Source organism: Paenibacillus sp. EC2-1 (genome assembly GCF_049311625.1).
Taxonomy (GTDB): Bacteria; Bacillota; Bacilli; order Paenibacillales; family Paenibacillaceae; genus Paenibacillus_AQ.
On sequence record NZ_CP186006.1, the window covers coordinates 1666790 to 1683354 of the forward strand.

At 45.7% G+C, this 16565-nt stretch carries 12 protein-coding genes; all 12 read left to right on the forward strand.

Features of this window, described 5'->3' with window-relative positions; genetic code table 11:
- On the forward strand, window positions 1-2229 hold the full coding sequence (locus tag ACK8P5_RS07730) for a penicillin-binding transpeptidase domain-containing protein (RefSeq protein ID WP_422660371.1): 2229 nt from the start codon (window positions 1-3) through the stop codon (window positions 2227-2229).
- An 86-nt stretch (window positions 2230-2315) separates the two neighbouring features.
- Complete coding sequence (locus ACK8P5_RS07735) at window positions 2316-4262, forward strand: stage V sporulation protein D (protein WP_422660372.1); 1947 nt, start codon at window positions 2316-2318, stop codon at window positions 4260-4262.
- 68 nt (window positions 4263-4330) lie between these two features.
- Window positions 4331-5818, forward strand: a complete 1488-nt coding sequence (locus ACK8P5_RS07740) for a UDP-N-acetylmuramoyl-L-alanyl-D-glutamate--2,6-diaminopimelate ligase (RefSeq protein ID WP_422660373.1) — start codon at window positions 4331-4333, stop codon at window positions 5816-5818.
- Window positions 5815-7224 (forward strand): UDP-N-acetylmuramoyl-tripeptide--D-alanyl-D-alanine ligase, encoded by a 1410-nt coding sequence (locus tag ACK8P5_RS07745; protein ID WP_422660374.1) that lies wholly within the window; start codon window positions 5815-5817, stop codon window positions 7222-7224. Before ACK8P5_RS07740 ends, ACK8P5_RS07745 begins: the two co-directional genes overlap by 4 nt.
- 12 nt (window positions 7225-7236) lie before the next feature.
- On the forward strand, window positions 7237-8202 hold the full coding sequence (mraY, locus tag ACK8P5_RS07750; RefSeq protein ID WP_422660375.1) for a phospho-N-acetylmuramoyl-pentapeptide-transferase: 966 nt from the start codon (window positions 7237-7239) through the stop codon (window positions 8200-8202).
- A 2-nt stretch (window positions 8203-8204) separates the two neighbouring features.
- Window positions 8205-9626: a UDP-N-acetylmuramoyl-L-alanine--D-glutamate ligase gene (gene murD / locus ACK8P5_RS07755; protein WP_422660376.1), complete on the forward strand. Its 1422-nt coding sequence runs from the start codon at window positions 8205-8207 to the stop codon at window positions 9624-9626.
- Between the two features lie 49 nt (window positions 9627-9675).
- Window positions 9676-10773 (forward strand): stage V sporulation protein E, encoded by a 1098-nt coding sequence (gene spoVE, locus ACK8P5_RS07760; RefSeq protein ID WP_422660377.1) that lies wholly within the window; start codon window positions 9676-9678, stop codon window positions 10771-10773.
- A gap of 5 nt (window positions 10774-10778) precedes the next feature.
- Entirely contained in the window at window positions 10779-11888 is a 1110-nt protein-coding gene (gene murG / locus ACK8P5_RS07765; protein WP_422660378.1) for an undecaprenyldiphospho-muramoylpentapeptide beta-N-acetylglucosaminyltransferase, read from the forward strand.
- A 160-nt stretch (window positions 11889-12048) separates the two neighbouring features.
- Complete coding sequence (murB, locus tag ACK8P5_RS07770; protein WP_422660379.1) at window positions 12049-12954, forward strand: UDP-N-acetylmuramate dehydrogenase; 906 nt, start codon at window positions 12049-12051, stop codon at window positions 12952-12954.
- A 16-nt stretch (window positions 12955-12970) separates the two neighbouring features.
- Window positions 12971-14254: a UDP-N-acetylglucosamine 1-carboxyvinyltransferase gene (gene murA / locus ACK8P5_RS07775; RefSeq protein ID WP_422660380.1), complete on the forward strand. Its 1284-nt coding sequence runs from the start codon at window positions 12971-12973 to the stop codon at window positions 14252-14254.
- A gap of 64 nt (window positions 14255-14318) precedes the next feature.
- Complete coding sequence (locus ACK8P5_RS07780) at window positions 14319-15086, forward strand: cell division protein FtsQ/DivIB (RefSeq protein WP_422660381.1); 768 nt, start codon at window positions 14319-14321, stop codon at window positions 15084-15086.
- Window positions 15087-15284: 198 nt separating this feature from the next.
- Window positions 15285-16562, forward strand: a complete 1278-nt coding sequence (gene ftsA, locus ACK8P5_RS07785; RefSeq protein ID WP_422660382.1) for a cell division protein FtsA — start codon at window positions 15285-15287, stop codon at window positions 16560-16562.
- The last annotated feature ends 3 nt before the right edge of the window (window positions 16563-16565 follow it).

Genomic DNA, 16565 nt, shown 5'->3' on the forward strand with positions numbered 1-16565 from the left:
ATGATAAAAAAAATTAAACTGCGTACATTGCTAATAGGGGGAGTGATTACCCTCTTTTTTGCTTTATTGATTGGACGAATTTTCTGGCTACAGGTTATAGACAATGACTTTTGGGCCGAACAAGCTTCGAAGAAATGGAATCGACAAGAGACGTTAACAGCCTCTCGGGGGACGATCACAGACCGGGACGGCGACATTCTTGCCATGGACGCGCCTGCATATACGGTTACGATTAATCCTAAGGTTATTCATGCGAATGGTTTGGAAGATGATATCGTTGATGGTCTAAATCAAGTGCTAGGGAAAAACAAAGAAGCCCTGAGAAAGCTTGTGACTGCCAAAAACGATGATGGGGAGTATCATACCTATCGTGAAATTCGTAACGAAGGCTGGAAGATGGATGAAGAAAAGAGGAATAAGGTTGAAGAACTAAAAAAGAAGCTTGAACAGAAACTCAGAACCTCGGGGCAGGTTGTAGATACCGGAATTACGGTTGTCACCGAGAAGAAACGCTTCTATCCAAGAGATACGATGGCTGCCCATGTACTCGGTTACACGGATCGCCAAGGGAACGCGGTAGCTGGGTTTGAGAAGTATTTCGATGATGAGCTTAAAGGGATTGACGGGTTTGCGAAATATCAGAGTGATAAGAAGGGGGTTAAGGTCCCTTCTGCTGACGAAGTATACCAGCCTGCCAAAAATGGTAAAAATTTTAAGCTGACGATTGATGACACTATCCAGTATTATATCGAGGATGCAATGCGTGAAGCATATCAGCAATATAATCCAGTGAGTATGACGGTTATTGCTGCAGACCCCAATACCATGGAAATTTTAGGGATGGCGAATATGCCAAACTTTGACCCGAATACATATTGGGAATACAATCTGGAGAGCTTCAGGAATCATGCTATTAGTTCCACTTATGAGCCGGGATCCACGTTTAAGATCGTTACGCTAGCCAGTGCAATTCAAGAGAATTTGTTCAATCCAAATGCGGAATATTTATCCGGCTCGATCCGCGCTGGAGGAAGAACACACTATGATATTAAAGCTGGCGGATGGGGACAGATCTCTTATCTAGAAGGTGTGAAGCGATCCAGTAACGTAGCTTTCGTCAAGCTTGGTTATGAAATGCTTGGTAAAGAACGATTGAAAAATTATATTAACGCGTTTGGTTTTAGTGAAAGAACCAATATTGATCTTCCGAATGAGGCTCTCGGACGTATGAATATGGAAAGAGACATCGATATATCTACCGTTCCATATGGCTATGCGGTGTCGGTTACGCCGATTCAGCAGCTCGCAGCGATTTCGGCTGTGGCGAACGGAGGAAAGTTGTTAGAGCCTCATATCGTCAAGGAATTTGAAGATCCAAATACCGGTGAGAAAACAAAGATTGAGCCAGAGGTTGTTCGCCAAGTAATATCAGCAGAAACCTCTAGAAAAACAGGCGAATATCTGGAGCAGGTCGTAGCTGACCAAGAAAAGGGTACCGGACATAACGCATATATTGAAGGTTACCGTGTAGCGGGTAAAACCGGTACAGCTGTAAAAGGGGACTATAGTGACCGTTCCAAAGCGGTAGTGTCCTTTATTGGATACGCACCTGTTGATAATCCTAAAATCGCTGTACTCGTCATTATTGACGAACCGAATCAGAAGATTGGCGGCGGAGCCGCAGCTGCGCCTGTATTTCAAAAGATCGTATCCCAAACGCTTAAATATTGGGGCGTTCCAAAGACCGAAACACAGGCGGATAAGGATGACAAAGTAAAAACAGAAACTGCTGATCTGCTCAAAACGCCAGACTTGGCTGGAATGAAAGTAAGTGAAGTCAAAGCTAAGCTGCTCGCCGAGGGATTAACCTTTGAAACATTGGGTAAAGGAAGCACGGTAAAGAAACAGTACCCACCAGCGGGTGCTTCTATGGCAGCTAGTCAGAAGATCTACCTTCTCACTGAGGAGAACACTTCGATGAAGATCCCGGATTTGAAAGGTGAATCTCTGAGGGATGCGATGGAGGTCCTCACCTTAATGAAGGTGCGGGTTAATGTAAAAGGTGAAGGCTACGTTGCAGAACAGAAAGAAATAACCGAAAAAGGTCAACGTGTCGTCTATCTTACACTCAAATCAGCAGCTGACACGGTAAAGGGAGTCGATGATTCAACCGAGTCTGTTGATCAGCAGGAGGATGTAAAGCAAGAAGAGACAGCGCAAGGCGAATAAGAGCTTGTTCTAACCCCTGGTTGTCCCGAATACTCATGTGATAAACGTATATCATGAGCTTACGGGTTCGATTGGGGGGATCTTAGTTGAAGGTATCCATGGTTTCTCAAAGACGTAGGTTGCTATGGGCTCTACTTCTGCTATTTGTGTTGTTTGCCGCACTTGTTGTTCGGCTTGCCTATGTTCAGATTGGTAAAGGTGCCGAGTTGTCAGCGAAAGCAGAAGAGTCCTGGCGTCGAGAAATTCCGTTCACGGCAAAGCGTGGAGAAATTCTAGATCGTAACGGAGAAGCATTAGTGACGAATATTAGCACGCCGACAATCATGGCTATCCCGGTTCAGATTAAAGAGCCAGATAAAACAGCTCAACTCTTAGCTTCTTTGCTAGGCATGAAGGAGGCCGACGTAAAGAAGATTATTACGAAGCGGGGATCCATGGTTGAACGCCTTAAACCCGGTGGACGGAAAATTACGATGGAGCTGGCTCAGAAAATTCGTGATTTAAAGCTGCCGGGTATCGTTGTTGCTGAGGATAATAAACGATACTATCCTTATGGTGGTCTTGCAGCGCATATTCTTGGTTTTACAGGAATAGATAATCAGGGACTAACGGGAACGGAGAAAAAGTTTGATGATAAGCTAATGGGCATGAATGGCAACATATCTTATCTATCAGATGCTGGCGGCAGGCTGATGCCAGGGTCTTCGGAGAAATATGTGGAGCCTAGAGATGGGCTTAACCTGGAACTCACGATCGACAAATCCATCCAATCTATTATGGAGCGGGAATTGGATCAAGCGATGGTTAAGTATCAGGCCAATGCGAGTTGGGCGATTGCGATGAATCCGAAGAACGGTGAAATTCTGGCAATGGCTAGTAGACCGGGATATTCCCCGGGAAAGTATAATGATTTCGCACCTGAAATTTATAATCGGAATCTTCCGATTTGGATGACTTATGAGCCTGGATCGACTTTTAAGATCATCACGCTTGCTGCTGCGCTTGAAGAAGGCAAAGTGAATCTTAAAAATGATCAATTCTTTGATGCTGGTGCTGTTGAAGTTGGCGGAGCAAGGCTTCGCTGCTGGAAAAAGGGAGGACACGGAAGTCAAACATTCATGGAAGTCGTTCAGAATTCTTGCAATCCAGGGTTTGTAGCCCTCGGTCAAAAGCTGGGGAAAGAAACCTTATTCCAATATATCCGTGATTTTGGTTTTGGTACAAAGACAGGTGTGGACTTAATCGGTGAAGAGAATGGTATCTTGTTTAAACTGTCACGGGTAGGCCCCGTTGAATTAGCTACTACTGCCTTTGGTCAGGGGGTTTCGGTTACGCCGATTCAACAGGTGGCTGCGGTATCTGCGGCGATCAACGGTGGGAACCTTTATCAACCTCACGTAGCAAAAGCCTGGATTAACTCGGAGACAGGTAAGACCGTTGAAGAGATTAAACCAGAACCGGTAAAGCAAGTTATATCAGAGGAAACTTCTAAACAAGTTAGGGAAGCGCTGGAGAGTGTCGTAGCGAAAGGTACGGGACGTCCTGCCTTTATTGATGGCTACCGGGTTGGCGGGAAAACAGGAACAGCACAGAAGGTTATTAATGGCCGTTATTCTTCGACCGAGCACATTGTATCCTTTATCGGATTTGCACCAGCTGATGATCCGCAGATTGTAGTGTACACAGCGGTAGATAATCCGAAAGGGATTCAATTCGGGGGCGTCGTAGCTGCGCCGATCGTGCAGAACATTCTAGAGGATGCGCTGCATTATATGAAGATTCCACAGCGCAAGGATCAGCTTGCTCGGGAATACAAATACGGTGAGACACCAACAGTAACTGTACCTAATCTCGTCGGTGCTACAGTTCAAGACCTATATGAAGACCTGAACATGAACTTCATGCTTGCTAAATCGGGTACCGGTGAGGTGGTAATCAACCAAGCACCGAAGCCGGGAAGTCGAGTAGAGCGAGGGTCAACGATCCGGATATATATGGGGAAAGATTCGTCTGAAGGTAAGCATGGGCACTAGTCATTACAGTATCTGAAATAACGAGTTAAGATGCTAATGTCAAGTTGTGCACATATGGAGGGATGACGATGAAACTGAACGAACTGACTTCCGTTTTAGCCTCATCTGTTATTTTAGGCAATGCTGAGATTGACATCCTAAGATTGCAGACGGATTCCAGACAGGTTATACCGGGTGATCTGTTTATCTGTTTGCCCGGTCATACGGTGGATGGACATGATTACGCGAGCGAAGCGGAGAGAAAAGGTGCATCCGCTCTTATCGTTAACCGAAGACTAGATACTACCCTGCCACAGGTCGTGGTCAAGGATTGCCGGTTTGCAATGGCTATACTTGCAGATGCTTTTTACGGACATCCAAGCCAGCGGATGACCGTTGTAGGTGTGACAGGTACGAATGGTAAGACAACAACGACCTATCTTATCGATAAGATCATGAGCGATTATGGTCTCAAAACCGGATTGATAGGTACAATTCAGATGAAGTATAACGGGAAGAAGTTCCCCATGTCGGGAACAACACCAGAAGCATTAGAGTTGCAGAAGAGCCTGAATGATATGCTGGAGACAGGTACGGAGTTCTGCGTGATGGAGGTATCCTCACATGCACTTGAACAAGGGCGGGTGAAGGGCACCGATTTTCGAACCGCTGTCTTTACAAATTTGACACAGGACCACTTGGATTATCATAATTCTGTAGAGGAATATCAGAATGCTAAGGGGTTGTTTTTCTCACGACTGGGCAATGCTTTTGCCAAGGATCCCAAACAACGGAAGTATGCGGTTTTGAATGCAGATGATAAAGCATCTGAGCCATTCACAAAATTAACAGCAGCCGAGGTTATTACATACGGTTTAAACGATAAAGCGGATGTTTGTGCTACTAACATTGCTATAACTGCGAAGGGAACATCTTTTCATGTAGATACCTTTCGCGGCAGTATCGATATATCATTAAAGATGATAGGCAAGTTTAATGTGTATAACACCATGGCTGCGATTGCTGCTGCACTTCTTGAAGATGTACCACTGCATAATATTAAGAAAAGCCTCGAATCGGTGCCTGGGGTAGAGGGACGGGTTGAAGCCGTGGATGAGGGTCAGCCGTATGCGGTCATCGTGGATTATGCACATACACCAGATGGACTAGATAATGTACTTCGCACGTTACAAGAGTTTGCTCAAGGTCGCATCATAACCGTATTTGGATGTGGTGGAGATCGAGATAAGACCAAGCGCCCGATCATGGGGAAGATTGCAGCTGGCCTTAGTGATATAGTGATTATTACGTCGGATAATCCACGAACAGAGGATCCGCAGCTTATTTTGAAGGATATAGAAGCAGGTCTTCTTACGGACGATGTTCCAGAAGGGCGATATCAGCTTATTGTGGATCGCAGGCAGGCCATAAAAAAGGCTATTGAAATGGCAAGCCCGGGAGATGTAGTATTGATTGCGGGGAAAGGTCATGAGACCTATCAACTGATCGCGGGAAAAGTATTTGATTTTGACGACCGCATCGTTGCAAAAGAAGCGATAAGGGGCAGAAAATTGTGATTCATAAACCATTACTAAGCATCGCCGCTATGTGCGGCGGTGCGCTTACGCGTAAACAAGATGAGGAATTGAAGATTCAAGGAGTATGTACTGACACCAGACAAATACGGAAAGGCTGTTTGTATGTACCGTTAGTTGGTGAACGATTCGACGGTCATGATTTTGCGGCCCAAGCGCTTGCGTCTGAAGCAGGTGCTATCTTATGGCAAGAGGACCATGGCACTCCGCCAGACGGTCCAGTGATTAAGGTGCAAGATACACTCATCGCCTTGCAGATGCTAGCTACATCGTATTTGGACCAGAGTGGAGCCAAGGTTGTAGGTATTACCGGCAGTAACGGTAAAACTACGGTTAAGGATATGGTTACTGCTCTGCTAGAAACGAAATTCAAAGTGCATAAAACACAAGGTAACTTTAATAATCAAATCGGACTTCCGCTTACGGTGCTAGACATGCCGGAGGATACGGATATTGTTGTGCTGGAAATGGGAATGAGTGGGCGACATGAAATCGAGCTGTTATCCACGATCGCACGTCCTGATACGGCAGTCATTACCAACATAGGGGAATCCCATCTACTGCAGCTCGGCTCAAGAGAGGAAATTGCTAGAGCTAAGGTTGAGATTATCAGCGGTATGAAGCCAGGTGGTCTACTAGTCTATCATGGGGATGAGCCGTTGATTCCTATGGTTCTTGCAGAGGCAGATACGAAGAAGCCGGATGATCTCCGAACATTTACCTTTGGTACAGGGAAAGATAATGATGATTATCCAACAGGGATGATGTTTCATCCCAAAGGAATTATCTTCACGTCTCATGTGCATTCAGGTGAGGGGTTCAGCCTGCCTTTGTTAGGAAGACATAATGTTGTGAACGCACTGGCGGCTCTTGCAGTAGCTGAGCACTACGGTGTAAGCGATGAGCAGATTCGCGAGGGCCTTTCAGGTCTTCGTCTGACTAGTATGCGTATTGAGTGCATAGAGACGGAGCATGGGGTGACCGTACTAAACGACGCTTACAATGCGAGCCCTATATCTGTTAAAGCTGCACTGGATGTATTAAGTGATATAAAGGGTTATCGCCGTAGGATTGCCGTGCTCGGGGACATGCTCGAACTTGGTTCTGGTGAAGAGGAGTTTCATGCAGAGATTGGGCGTTATGTGTCATCGGATAATGTTGATCTGTTGTTTACATTTGGCCCATTATCCACTCATATCGCGGAAGCTGCTACACATACTCTATCTGAAGGACAGGTAATGGCTTTTACAGATAAAACAGCATTGATCGAAGCCATTGTAAAAGAGGTTACCAATAAAGATGTCGTATTGGTCAAAGCCTCCCGTGGCATGAAATTAGAAGAAGTTGTGGATGCTCTAAAAAGCTTGCACAACGGAACAACGAGGTAAGGGGGTGATTTCATGGACTTTCAACTGTTATTGCTGACGATCGGCGTATCGTTCGTACTTGCTGTCATATCCGCACCGCTGCTTATTCCGCTGCTTCGCCGGATGAAATTTGGTCAGCAGGTTCGGGACGATGGTCCGCAAAGTCACCTTAAAAAAGCAGGGACCCCAACCATGGGCGGGGTTATTATCTTACTTGCATTTACTTTGACCTTTCTGAAGTTTTCACCAGTAGATACGAACTTCTATGTATTGCTTGTAGGTACACTAGGGTTCGGTCTGATTGGATTTTTGGATGACTATGTGAAAATCGTGTTCAAACGTTCTTTGGGATTGACTGCTCTTCAAAAATTGTTTGGTCAGCTATTGTTTTCTGGTATTATGTGCTGGCTTCTTATTGCCAATGGTCATAGCACGGCTATCGGTATTCCAGGGACCGATTGGTCTTTTGACTGGGGAGGCTGGTTTTACTATCCTTTCATCATTATTATGATGCTTGCTATTAGTAATGCGGTTAACTTTACGGACGGACTTGATGGACTGCTCTCCGGTGTGAGTGCAATTGCATTCGGAGCTTATGCGCTCGTTGCAATTCAGTCTACTTCGTTTGCTGCTGCATTTTGTGCTGCTGCTATGATCGGTGCTGTACTTGGCTTCCTCGTATTCAATGCCCATCCGGCTAAAGTATTTATGGGGGATACAGGCTCGCTCGGAATCGGAGGCGCCATCGGTGCTATCGCAATCGTAACGAAGAGTGAATTGCTCTTTTTGATCATTGGTGGGGTATTCGTTATAGAGATGCTGTCGGTCGTTCTGCAGGTGGCTTCATTCAAGACCAGAGGCAAACGGATTTTCAAAATGAGTCCGATCCACCATCACTTTGAGTTATCAGGTTGGTCAGAGTGGCGTGTGGTCATTACATTTTGGGTAGTAGGTATCGTACTTGCGGGTCTAGGACTTTATATTAACAAGGGGTTGTAAAGATGAAGCATCCAGAATTTTACCGAGATAAGGAAGTTATTGTCTTAGGACTGGCCAAAAGCGGAGTTCAGGTGGCTAAAGTTCTCCACGATGCGGGAGCGATCGTTACCGTTAATGATAAAAAAGAGCGGGAAGAATGTCCCGAAGCTTCGGAACTCGAAGCTTTGGGTATTTCTGTCATCTGCGGAGAGCATCCGGAAGGTCTAATTCATGAGGGTATTGCTCTTTTGGTGAAGAACCCGGGTATTCCATATCATGTATCACCTGTGTTGAGAGCTGAAGAACTGGGTATTCCGGTTGTGACAGAGGTAGAGGTTGCCTCTCATCTGTGCCGTGCACCGATGATCGGGATCACAGGTTCGAATGGTAAGACGACGACTACGACATGGGTAGGTAAACTTCTGAAGGCTGCAGGTATGTCTCCTATTGTTGCTGGGAACATTGGAACTCCACTGTGCCAAGCTGCGCAGGAAGCATCGGAAGACGATTGGATGGTTGTTGAACTTAGCAGCTTTCAGTTGAAGGGAACGGAGGACTTTCGTCCACGTATTGCCTGTCTTTTGAATTTGGCGGAGACACATTTGGATTACCATGGTGGTATGGAGGATTATGTTGCCTCCAAAGCTAAGTTGTTTAGCAATCAGACAGCAGAAGACACTGCTGTACTCAATTGGGATGATCCGGTATGCCGGAGCCTCGTGCCGTATATAAAAGCTCATATTGTGCCTTTTTCGCTGGGTGAAAACCTTCAAGAAGGTGTGCATGTGGTTCCGCCATACTTGCCTGGTGTAGAAGATGAACTGAGTCGTAAGGTGGTATATACGGACGATAAAGGCATCAGCCATGAGATCATCTCGGTCGAAGAGATAGGCTTGCCTGGTAGATTTAACGTTGGCAACGCACTTGCAGCATGTGCAATCGCGATTGCAGCTGGTGCAGATATGGATTCGTTTGCAGAACCGTTACAAAATTTCGGGGGGGTAGAACACCGTCTTGAATTTGTAATGGATAAAGACGGAGTCTCTTACTATAACAACTCTAAAGCTACTAATTCTAAGGCTACCAATATGGCTCTAACATCGTTTAAGCGTCCAATTGTTCTTATCGGTGGTGGACTTGATCGAGGATCCGACTATGAAGAGCTTGTGCCTTCTTTAAGAGAACGTGTCAAATCCGTAGTACTCATTGGCGAAACGAAGGAAAAAATAGCGAAAGCTGCAGAACAAGCGGGATTAAAGCAAATTATACTCGTCGATAATGATGAGGACGCCGCCGCTGTGCTTACTGACGCTGTAAAGAAAGCTGCTGCTCTTGCTGAGCCAGGAGACATCGTTCTTCTCTCTCCAGCATGTGCAAGCTGGGATATGTTTTCTTCTTATGAGGTTCGTGGAAGCATTTTTAAAGAGGCGGTGCATAATCTGTAAGTAGGGGGGTGGATAAGCCCCTACTTCGTATGCTAAAGGTGGCCTCTTCATGAACAAGAATCGTCCGGCGCCTGATTTATGGCTCCTGATTTGTATTTTGGCTCTGCTGACTATCGGTATCGTTATGGTATATAGCGCAGGGTCCGTACTCGCTTTTCATGATTACGGAGATCGGTTTTATTTTGTGAAGCGGCAGTTATTGTTCGCTGGACTTGGACTTGCTGCCATGTATTTCACGGCCAATATGGATTTTCGCGCGTGGAAGAAATATGCGAAATTTGGCTTGCTGATTTGCTTTTTTATGCTTGTAATCGTATTGATCCCGGGTGTAGGTGTTGTCCGAGGCGGAGCGAGAAGCTGGCTTGGTATTAGTTCGTTCGGTATACAGCCCTCGGAATTTATGAAGCTAGGTATGATCCTGTATTTATCCAGATGGCTCAGCCGTGAAGATTATGATATCACCTCGTTCTCGAAGGGGTTAATCCCACCTCTTGGGTTGATTGGTCTTGCGTTCGGATTGATCATGCTTCAGCCGGACCTTGGTACAGGAGCTGTCATGCTAGCAGCAGCGCTTATGATCGTGTTTACAGCTGGTGCGAGAATGAAACATTTGGGGTTTCTCGCTTTGGGTGGAGTTGCGGGGTTCATTGGACTTATCCTTACCGCACCGTATCGGTTGAAAAGGATTACAGGTTTCTTAGATCCTTGGTCTGATCCTCTTGGAACAGGATATCAGATTATACAGTCCCTCTATGCGATTGGACCAGGTGGGCTTGGGGGTTTAGGACTTGGAATGAGTCGTCAGAAATACAGTTATGTCCCAGAGCCTCAGACCGACTTTATCTTTGCTATCTTGGCTGAAGAGCTTGGGTTTATCGGTGGCTTAATCGTACTACTCTTATTTCTTACACTCGTGTGGCGCGGAATGAGAGTAGCGATGACCGTGCAAGACGGTTTTGGGAGTCTGCTAGCTGTAGGAATTATTGGTATGGTTGCAATACAGGTCGTTATTAATATCGGAGTTGTTATTGGTCTGATGCCAGTAACAGGTATTACGCTCCCACTGATCAGCTATGGAGGCAGCTCTTTGACGCTGATGCTGACCGCGCTAGGCATTTTATTAAATATATCCCGTTATGCGAGGTGAACGGCATGCGTGTCGTATTAACCGGCGGCGGAACAGGGGGACATATATACCCTGCTGTCGCTATTGCTAGACAATGTGAAGCGGAGGATCCGAGCACCGCTTTTTTATATATCGGAGGCAAGCAAGGCTTGGAAAGCAAGCTTGTTCCTCAGGAAAACCTTCCATTTGAAAGTATTGATATTACCGGTTTCCGCCGGAAACTGTCATTTGATAATGTAAAGACAGTCATGCGCTTTCTAAAAGGTGTTTCTACAAGTAAAAAAATGCTTAAAGAATTTAAGCCAGATGTCGTTATTGGGACAGGTGGTTACGTCTGTGGACCTGTCGTTTATGCCGCTTCTAAACTCGGCATCCCAACGATGATTCATGAGCAGAATGCGATTCCAGGGCTGACGAATCAATTTCTAAGTCGCTATGCTTCAACGGTTGCTGTTAGTTTTGAAGGATCAGAGAAATCTTTTCCCAAAGCGAAGAGAGTGATTTACACAGGGAATCCTCGGGCCACTACCGTTCAATCTGCTAACCGTGAGCGTGGCTTTGCATCACTTGGAATTCCGATGGACAGTACTGTCGTACTCGTTGTTGGAGGAAGCCGTGGCGCAAGGGCTATCAATACGGCGATGATCGGTATGGCTCCTATGCTTAAGAGGTTACCGAATGTACATTTTGTTTATGTAACGGGAGAATTGTACTTTGAAGGGACTCGTGAAGCCGTGAGAAGTGAGTTAGGTACAATGCCGAATCAACTTCATATCGTACCTTATATTCACAATATGCCAGAAGTGCTTGCTGCCACATCATTGATTGTGAATCGTGCAGGTGCTTCATTTTTAGCAGAAATCACGTCGCTCGGCATTCCTTCCGTGCTTATTCCGTCCCCTAATGTGACCAATAATCACCAAGAAGCTAATGCGCGACAGCTCGAGGACGCGGGGGCGTCACGAATGATTCTAGAAAAAGAACTTTCTGCTGAAACATTGTTCACTCGCATTGAAGAAGTTGTGGGGAATGAGAAGGTACGCCAAGCGATGTCTAGAGCGTCAAAGCAGCTTGGAAAGCCTGATTCAGCTGCTGTTATTGTTGAGGAAATACGCCGGTTGGTGAGCAACCGTTAAAACGGCTGGGCGATTGTCACACACCTATAGAGCCTTACATAAGATACTCTATAATCGTGACAATCTCACCCAAGAGGCCGGAATCATCCAGAGCGGCCATCTCCTTGCTAAGCCGAGGAATGGCCTTTTCGGTTTTGAAGTTAAGGGAGGTTTTTGTAAGATGCAGCAGTGGGAATCACAGCTATCGCAATCAAATGTTGGAGCAATATTTAAGAATGAACCGCTGGCAAAGTATACAACCTGGAAAATAGGCGGACCTGCCGATGTTCTGATTGTCCCGGAAACGAAGGAACAATTGGCGGAATTGATGTCCATTCTCCATATCCACCGCATTCCGTGGACACAGCTAGGGCGCGGATCCAATATGCTTATATCCGATAAAGGGATTCGTGGAGCCGTCATCAAGCTGGGTCAGGGATTTGACGAGGTAGTGTTTGACGGGGACATGGTAACAGCCGGTGGCAGTATGTCTTTCGTTAAACTCAGCGTTCTAGCCGGTAAAGAAGGATTGACTGGACTGGAGTTTGCTGGAGGGATACCTGGGTCTGTCGGAGGGGCTGTTTATATGAATGCCGGTGCCCACGGGTCTGATGTGTCACGCATATTTAAGTCCGCTGACATTGTACTGGAATCAGGTGAATTGGTGAATTATGCTGCGGAAGATATGGAGTTTGATTATCGTCATTCTGTTCTTCATGATCGGAAGGGAATCGTAACCCAAGCGGTATTCAAGCTTCAGCATGGAGATCGAAAGGAAATCTCAGCAGCTATGGCGTCCTATAAGGACCGTAGACGCCGTACACAGCCACTCCAATCCGCGACAGCGGGTAGTGTGTTCCGGAATCCACCAGGTGATCATGCCGCAAGGTTGATAGAGGCGGCGGGACTAAAGGGGCTTCGAATCGGAGGCGCAGAGATTTCCAAGCAACACGCCAATTTCATTGAGAACACCGGTCAAGCGACAGCAGAGGACGTGCTCGCCCTAATGAAGCAAGTTCAGGAAACCATTGCTGAGAAAAACGGAATTACACTGGTACCTGAAGTTTACGTCATGGGGGAGCGTTAAACTCGGAGGTGATACATTGGACAAATTGGTGATTGAGGGCGGAAGCCCCTTATCAGGAACCATACGTATCCATGGAGCGAAAAACGCTGCTTTACCGATTCTAGCGGCAAGTCTTCTTGCCGAAGGAAATGTTCGGCTAAGTAATGTTCCACATCTGCTGGATATTGAAGTAATGTTGAACATACTAAGTCGTCTAGGTTCAAAGTGTAAACATGAACTAGAGACAGTCACTGTAGATACTTCATCTACCAATTCGTTTCATGTACCAGAAGATTTAATGAAGCAGATGAGATCCTCCATCTTTTTGATGGGTCCTCTGCTAGCTAGGTTCGGTGAGGTTACGATTTATCAGCCTGGAGGCTGCGCAATTGGTGAACGGAAAATCGATCTGCATCTTCAAGGTCTTCAAGCGCTTGGTGCCGAAATCGAAGAAAGTGATCAAAAGATTCATTGTAGAGCAAGCCGTTTAATAGGTGCTGATATTCATCTTGATTTTGCCAGTGTAGGAGCAACCGAGAATATTATGATGGCGGCTGCAACAGCGAAAGGCACAACCGTATTATCCAATGCAGCTAGGGAGCCAGAAATTCAAGATTTACAACACTTCTTGAACAAGATGGGTGCTAACATCATAGGGGCTGGCACGGACACGATTACCATTCAGGGTGTCGAAAGGCTTGAGGCTTGCGACTATGAAATAATTCCTGATCGTATTGTTGCTGGGACTGTCATGATTGCAGCTGCTGCTACACGTGGCTCCGTGACGATGACTAGATGTAATCCATCTCATTTAAATTCTCTTATTCACGTGCTTAAGCGCGCTGGTGTTCAAACTAGTATCTGCAATGATATAATGAATATAAGCTGTATGGGTCGTCCTAAAGCGGTTGAGCGGATTGTAACATCTCCGTACCCATCGTTTCCGACAGATCTGCAATCTCAAGTGATGGTACTCTTATCACTTGCAGATGGCTTCAGTGTAATGAAAGAGACGGTATTTGAAGGACGCTTCAAGCATGTAGAGGAACTATCTCGTATGGGGGCGGACATCTCTACAGATCTAAATTGTGCATTTATCCGTGGAGTACAGCGCATTTATGGTGCTACTGTGGAGGCAACCGACCTTCGGGCCGGTGCTGCGTTAGTTATTGCAGGGCTTGCTGCTCAAGGAACAACGGTAGTGGAACAAATTCACCATATTGATCGTGGCTATGACCGGATTGAGAATATGTTCCAAGGTTTAGGGGCGAAGATTATTCGTCAATCACCCGTACCTAAACCACTAGATTTAGCCAATTGACGATGTCCTGATGCATCCCTCCCTCTGATGGGAGGGATGACAGGTCTTTCTGGAGAGAGAGGATATGCCAAAGAATCAAATTCCTGTTCTGAAAGAGGACAGGCCTAAAATGAAAAGTGGTAGAAAGATTATATTTATTTTAATGCTTCTTTTTCTAGCTTTACTGATTGTGTTATTTTTCCGTTCACCTGTCAGCAAAGTTAGCGAGATTCACTTTACAGGAAATACGTTTAATACGGAGGAGCAACTCAAGGAAAAAGCGGGGCTTGCTATTGGAGTGCAGTACTTCAGTGTGGATGCTGAGAATGTGAAAAAGAATTTAGCATCGTTAGGAACCATCGAAACGGTGGAAGTAGACAAGCAGTTTCCTGGGGTAGTTAATGTTAATGTTGTTGAATTTCCGACGGTAGCCTATGAACTAGCTAACAATGGAAGTTTGCAGGCGATATTAGCTAACGGCAAGTCAATTCCAGTTTCGGCCAGTGGAATCGCTGTTGAAAAGCCTATTTTGACACAGTGGGATCCGAAGGATCCGAACAAAGCTAAATTAAGCAAAGTATTAGCCGATATACCTAACAGTATGACTTCTGACATTTCTGAGATTTTACCATCGCCAACTCCTTCTTTTCCTGACCGTATTAAACTATATACTCGTTCTAAGTTTGAAGTGATTACTGCGGTCTCTCTGTTGCGTGACAAAGTCGAATATCTTAATCAGGTGATTGAGATGGAACAGCCTGGCATTATTACGATGCTCGAGGCAGATTCCTATGAGCCTTTTAAGCCAGAGAAACTAGAGCAGGGGGCCGAAGAGCCCCCTACTCAGGAGTAGGAAGAAATGTTACAATTAAACGTATTAACACCTCAACCTGCTCCCTCTTTTTTCTCTGACTTTTTGGGCATATTCTAGCAGATGTTGGCACTAAAAAAATTGTAGAAAAAAGAGGGAAAGCCCCGTGCGTGTTGAATAAGTAGAAAAGTGTTATTATATTAATAATTTACTAATGAGAGAAACAGGAGGTGCCAGAGCTTGAGCAACAATGACATCATTGTTAGTTTGGACATCGGTACATCCAAAGTTCGTGCTATTATTGGGGAAATTAATAATGGAACCTTTAATATTATTGGAGTTGGATCTGCCGACTCGGAGGGAATTCGAAAAGGTGCAATTGTAGATATCGATCAGACCGTACAATCCATTCGCAGTGCCGTTGACCATGCGGAGCGTATGGTTGAAATTCAAATATCCGAAGTGTACGTCGGCATTTCTGGGAATCATATTGGACTTCAATCGAGCCACGGTGTAGTGGCAGTATCGAACGAGGATCGGGAAATTGGTGAGGATGATATCGATCGGGTGCTTAAAGCAGCCGAAGTTGTTGCATTACCTCCGGATCGGGAAATTATCGATGTAGTTGCTAGACAGTTTGTGGTAGATGGATTAGAAGGGATTTCTGATCCTCGTGGAATGATTGGCGTACGTCTTGAGGTAGAAGCAACAATTATTACAGGTGCCAAAACGGCCATACATAACTTGTTACGCTGTGTGGAAAAGTCTGGCCTTAAAGTGAAAGACCTCGTACTCATTCCACTCGGAGCGGGACAGCTTGCATTATCGAAGGACGAGAAGACGATGGGATCTGTTCTGGTTGATATTGGAGCAGGATCTACAACGCTTGCCGTATTCGAGGGAGGAAGCATATCAGCAACATCAACACTGCCAATTGGTGGAGATTTTGTAACAAATGATATTGCTTATGGACTTCGGACACTTACTGACCAAGCCGAGAAGGTAAAGTTGAAATACGGTTGCGCGTTAATGGATAACGCAGCTCCGGAAGTGATGTTCAAAGTAACACGGATTGGAAGTAATGTGGACAAGGAATTTACACAAGAGGATATTGCAGCAATTATTGAGCCTCGTGTCCAAGAAATTTTTCAATTGGTACGCCAAGAAATTAAGCGCCTAGGTTACAGCGAGCTTCCAGGAGGTTATATACTTACTGGTGGTACAATGTCCATGCCTGGAGTGCTAGAGGTGGCACAAGCCGAACTGGCGACTTCTGTCCGGATTGCTGTTCCCGATTTTATCGGCGTACGCGACCCAGGATACTGCAGTGGAGTCGGAATTCTCCATAATGCGATTCGGAATGTACGAGTACGTCCGAGTGGAGGAAACAGTAGCAATAATACAAAAAAACCGGTGAACCGCGTGAAGCAAAATCCTGCCGCAGCAACACAGGAAAGCAGCAGCCAGAAGCCGGGATTTATCGAACGTTTAAAAAATATGTTCAGCGAGTTTATATAGCGG

Bases quoted from the DNA above. Each gene is read 5' to 3' on its own strand.
- mraY (WP_422660375.1), top strand. From the start codon at position 7,237: ATGGACTTTCAACTGTTATTGCTGACGATCGGCGTATCGTTCGTACTT.
- murB (WP_422660379.1), top strand. From the start codon at position 12,049: ATGCAGCAGTGGGAATCACAGCTATCGCAATCAAATGTTGGAGCAATA.
- ACK8P5_RS07730 (WP_422660371.1), top strand. From the start codon at position 1: ATGATAAAAAAAATTAAACTGCGTACATTGCTAATAGGGGGAGTGATT.
- spoVE (WP_422660377.1), top strand. From the start codon at position 9,676: ATGAACAAGAATCGTCCGGCGCCTGATTTATGGCTCCTGATTTGTATT.
- murG (WP_422660378.1), top strand. From the start codon at position 10,779: ATGCGTGTCGTATTAACCGGCGGCGGAACAGGGGGACATATATACCCT.
- murD (WP_422660376.1), top strand. From the start codon at position 8,205: ATGAAGCATCCAGAATTTTACCGAGATAAGGAAGTTATTGTCTTAGGA.
- ACK8P5_RS07780 (WP_422660381.1), top strand. From the start codon at position 14,319: ATGCCAAAGAATCAAATTCCTGTTCTGAAAGAGGACAGGCCTAAAATG.
- ACK8P5_RS07740 (WP_422660373.1), top strand. From the start codon at position 4,331: ATGAAACTGAACGAACTGACTTCCGTTTTAGCCTCATCTGTTATTTTA.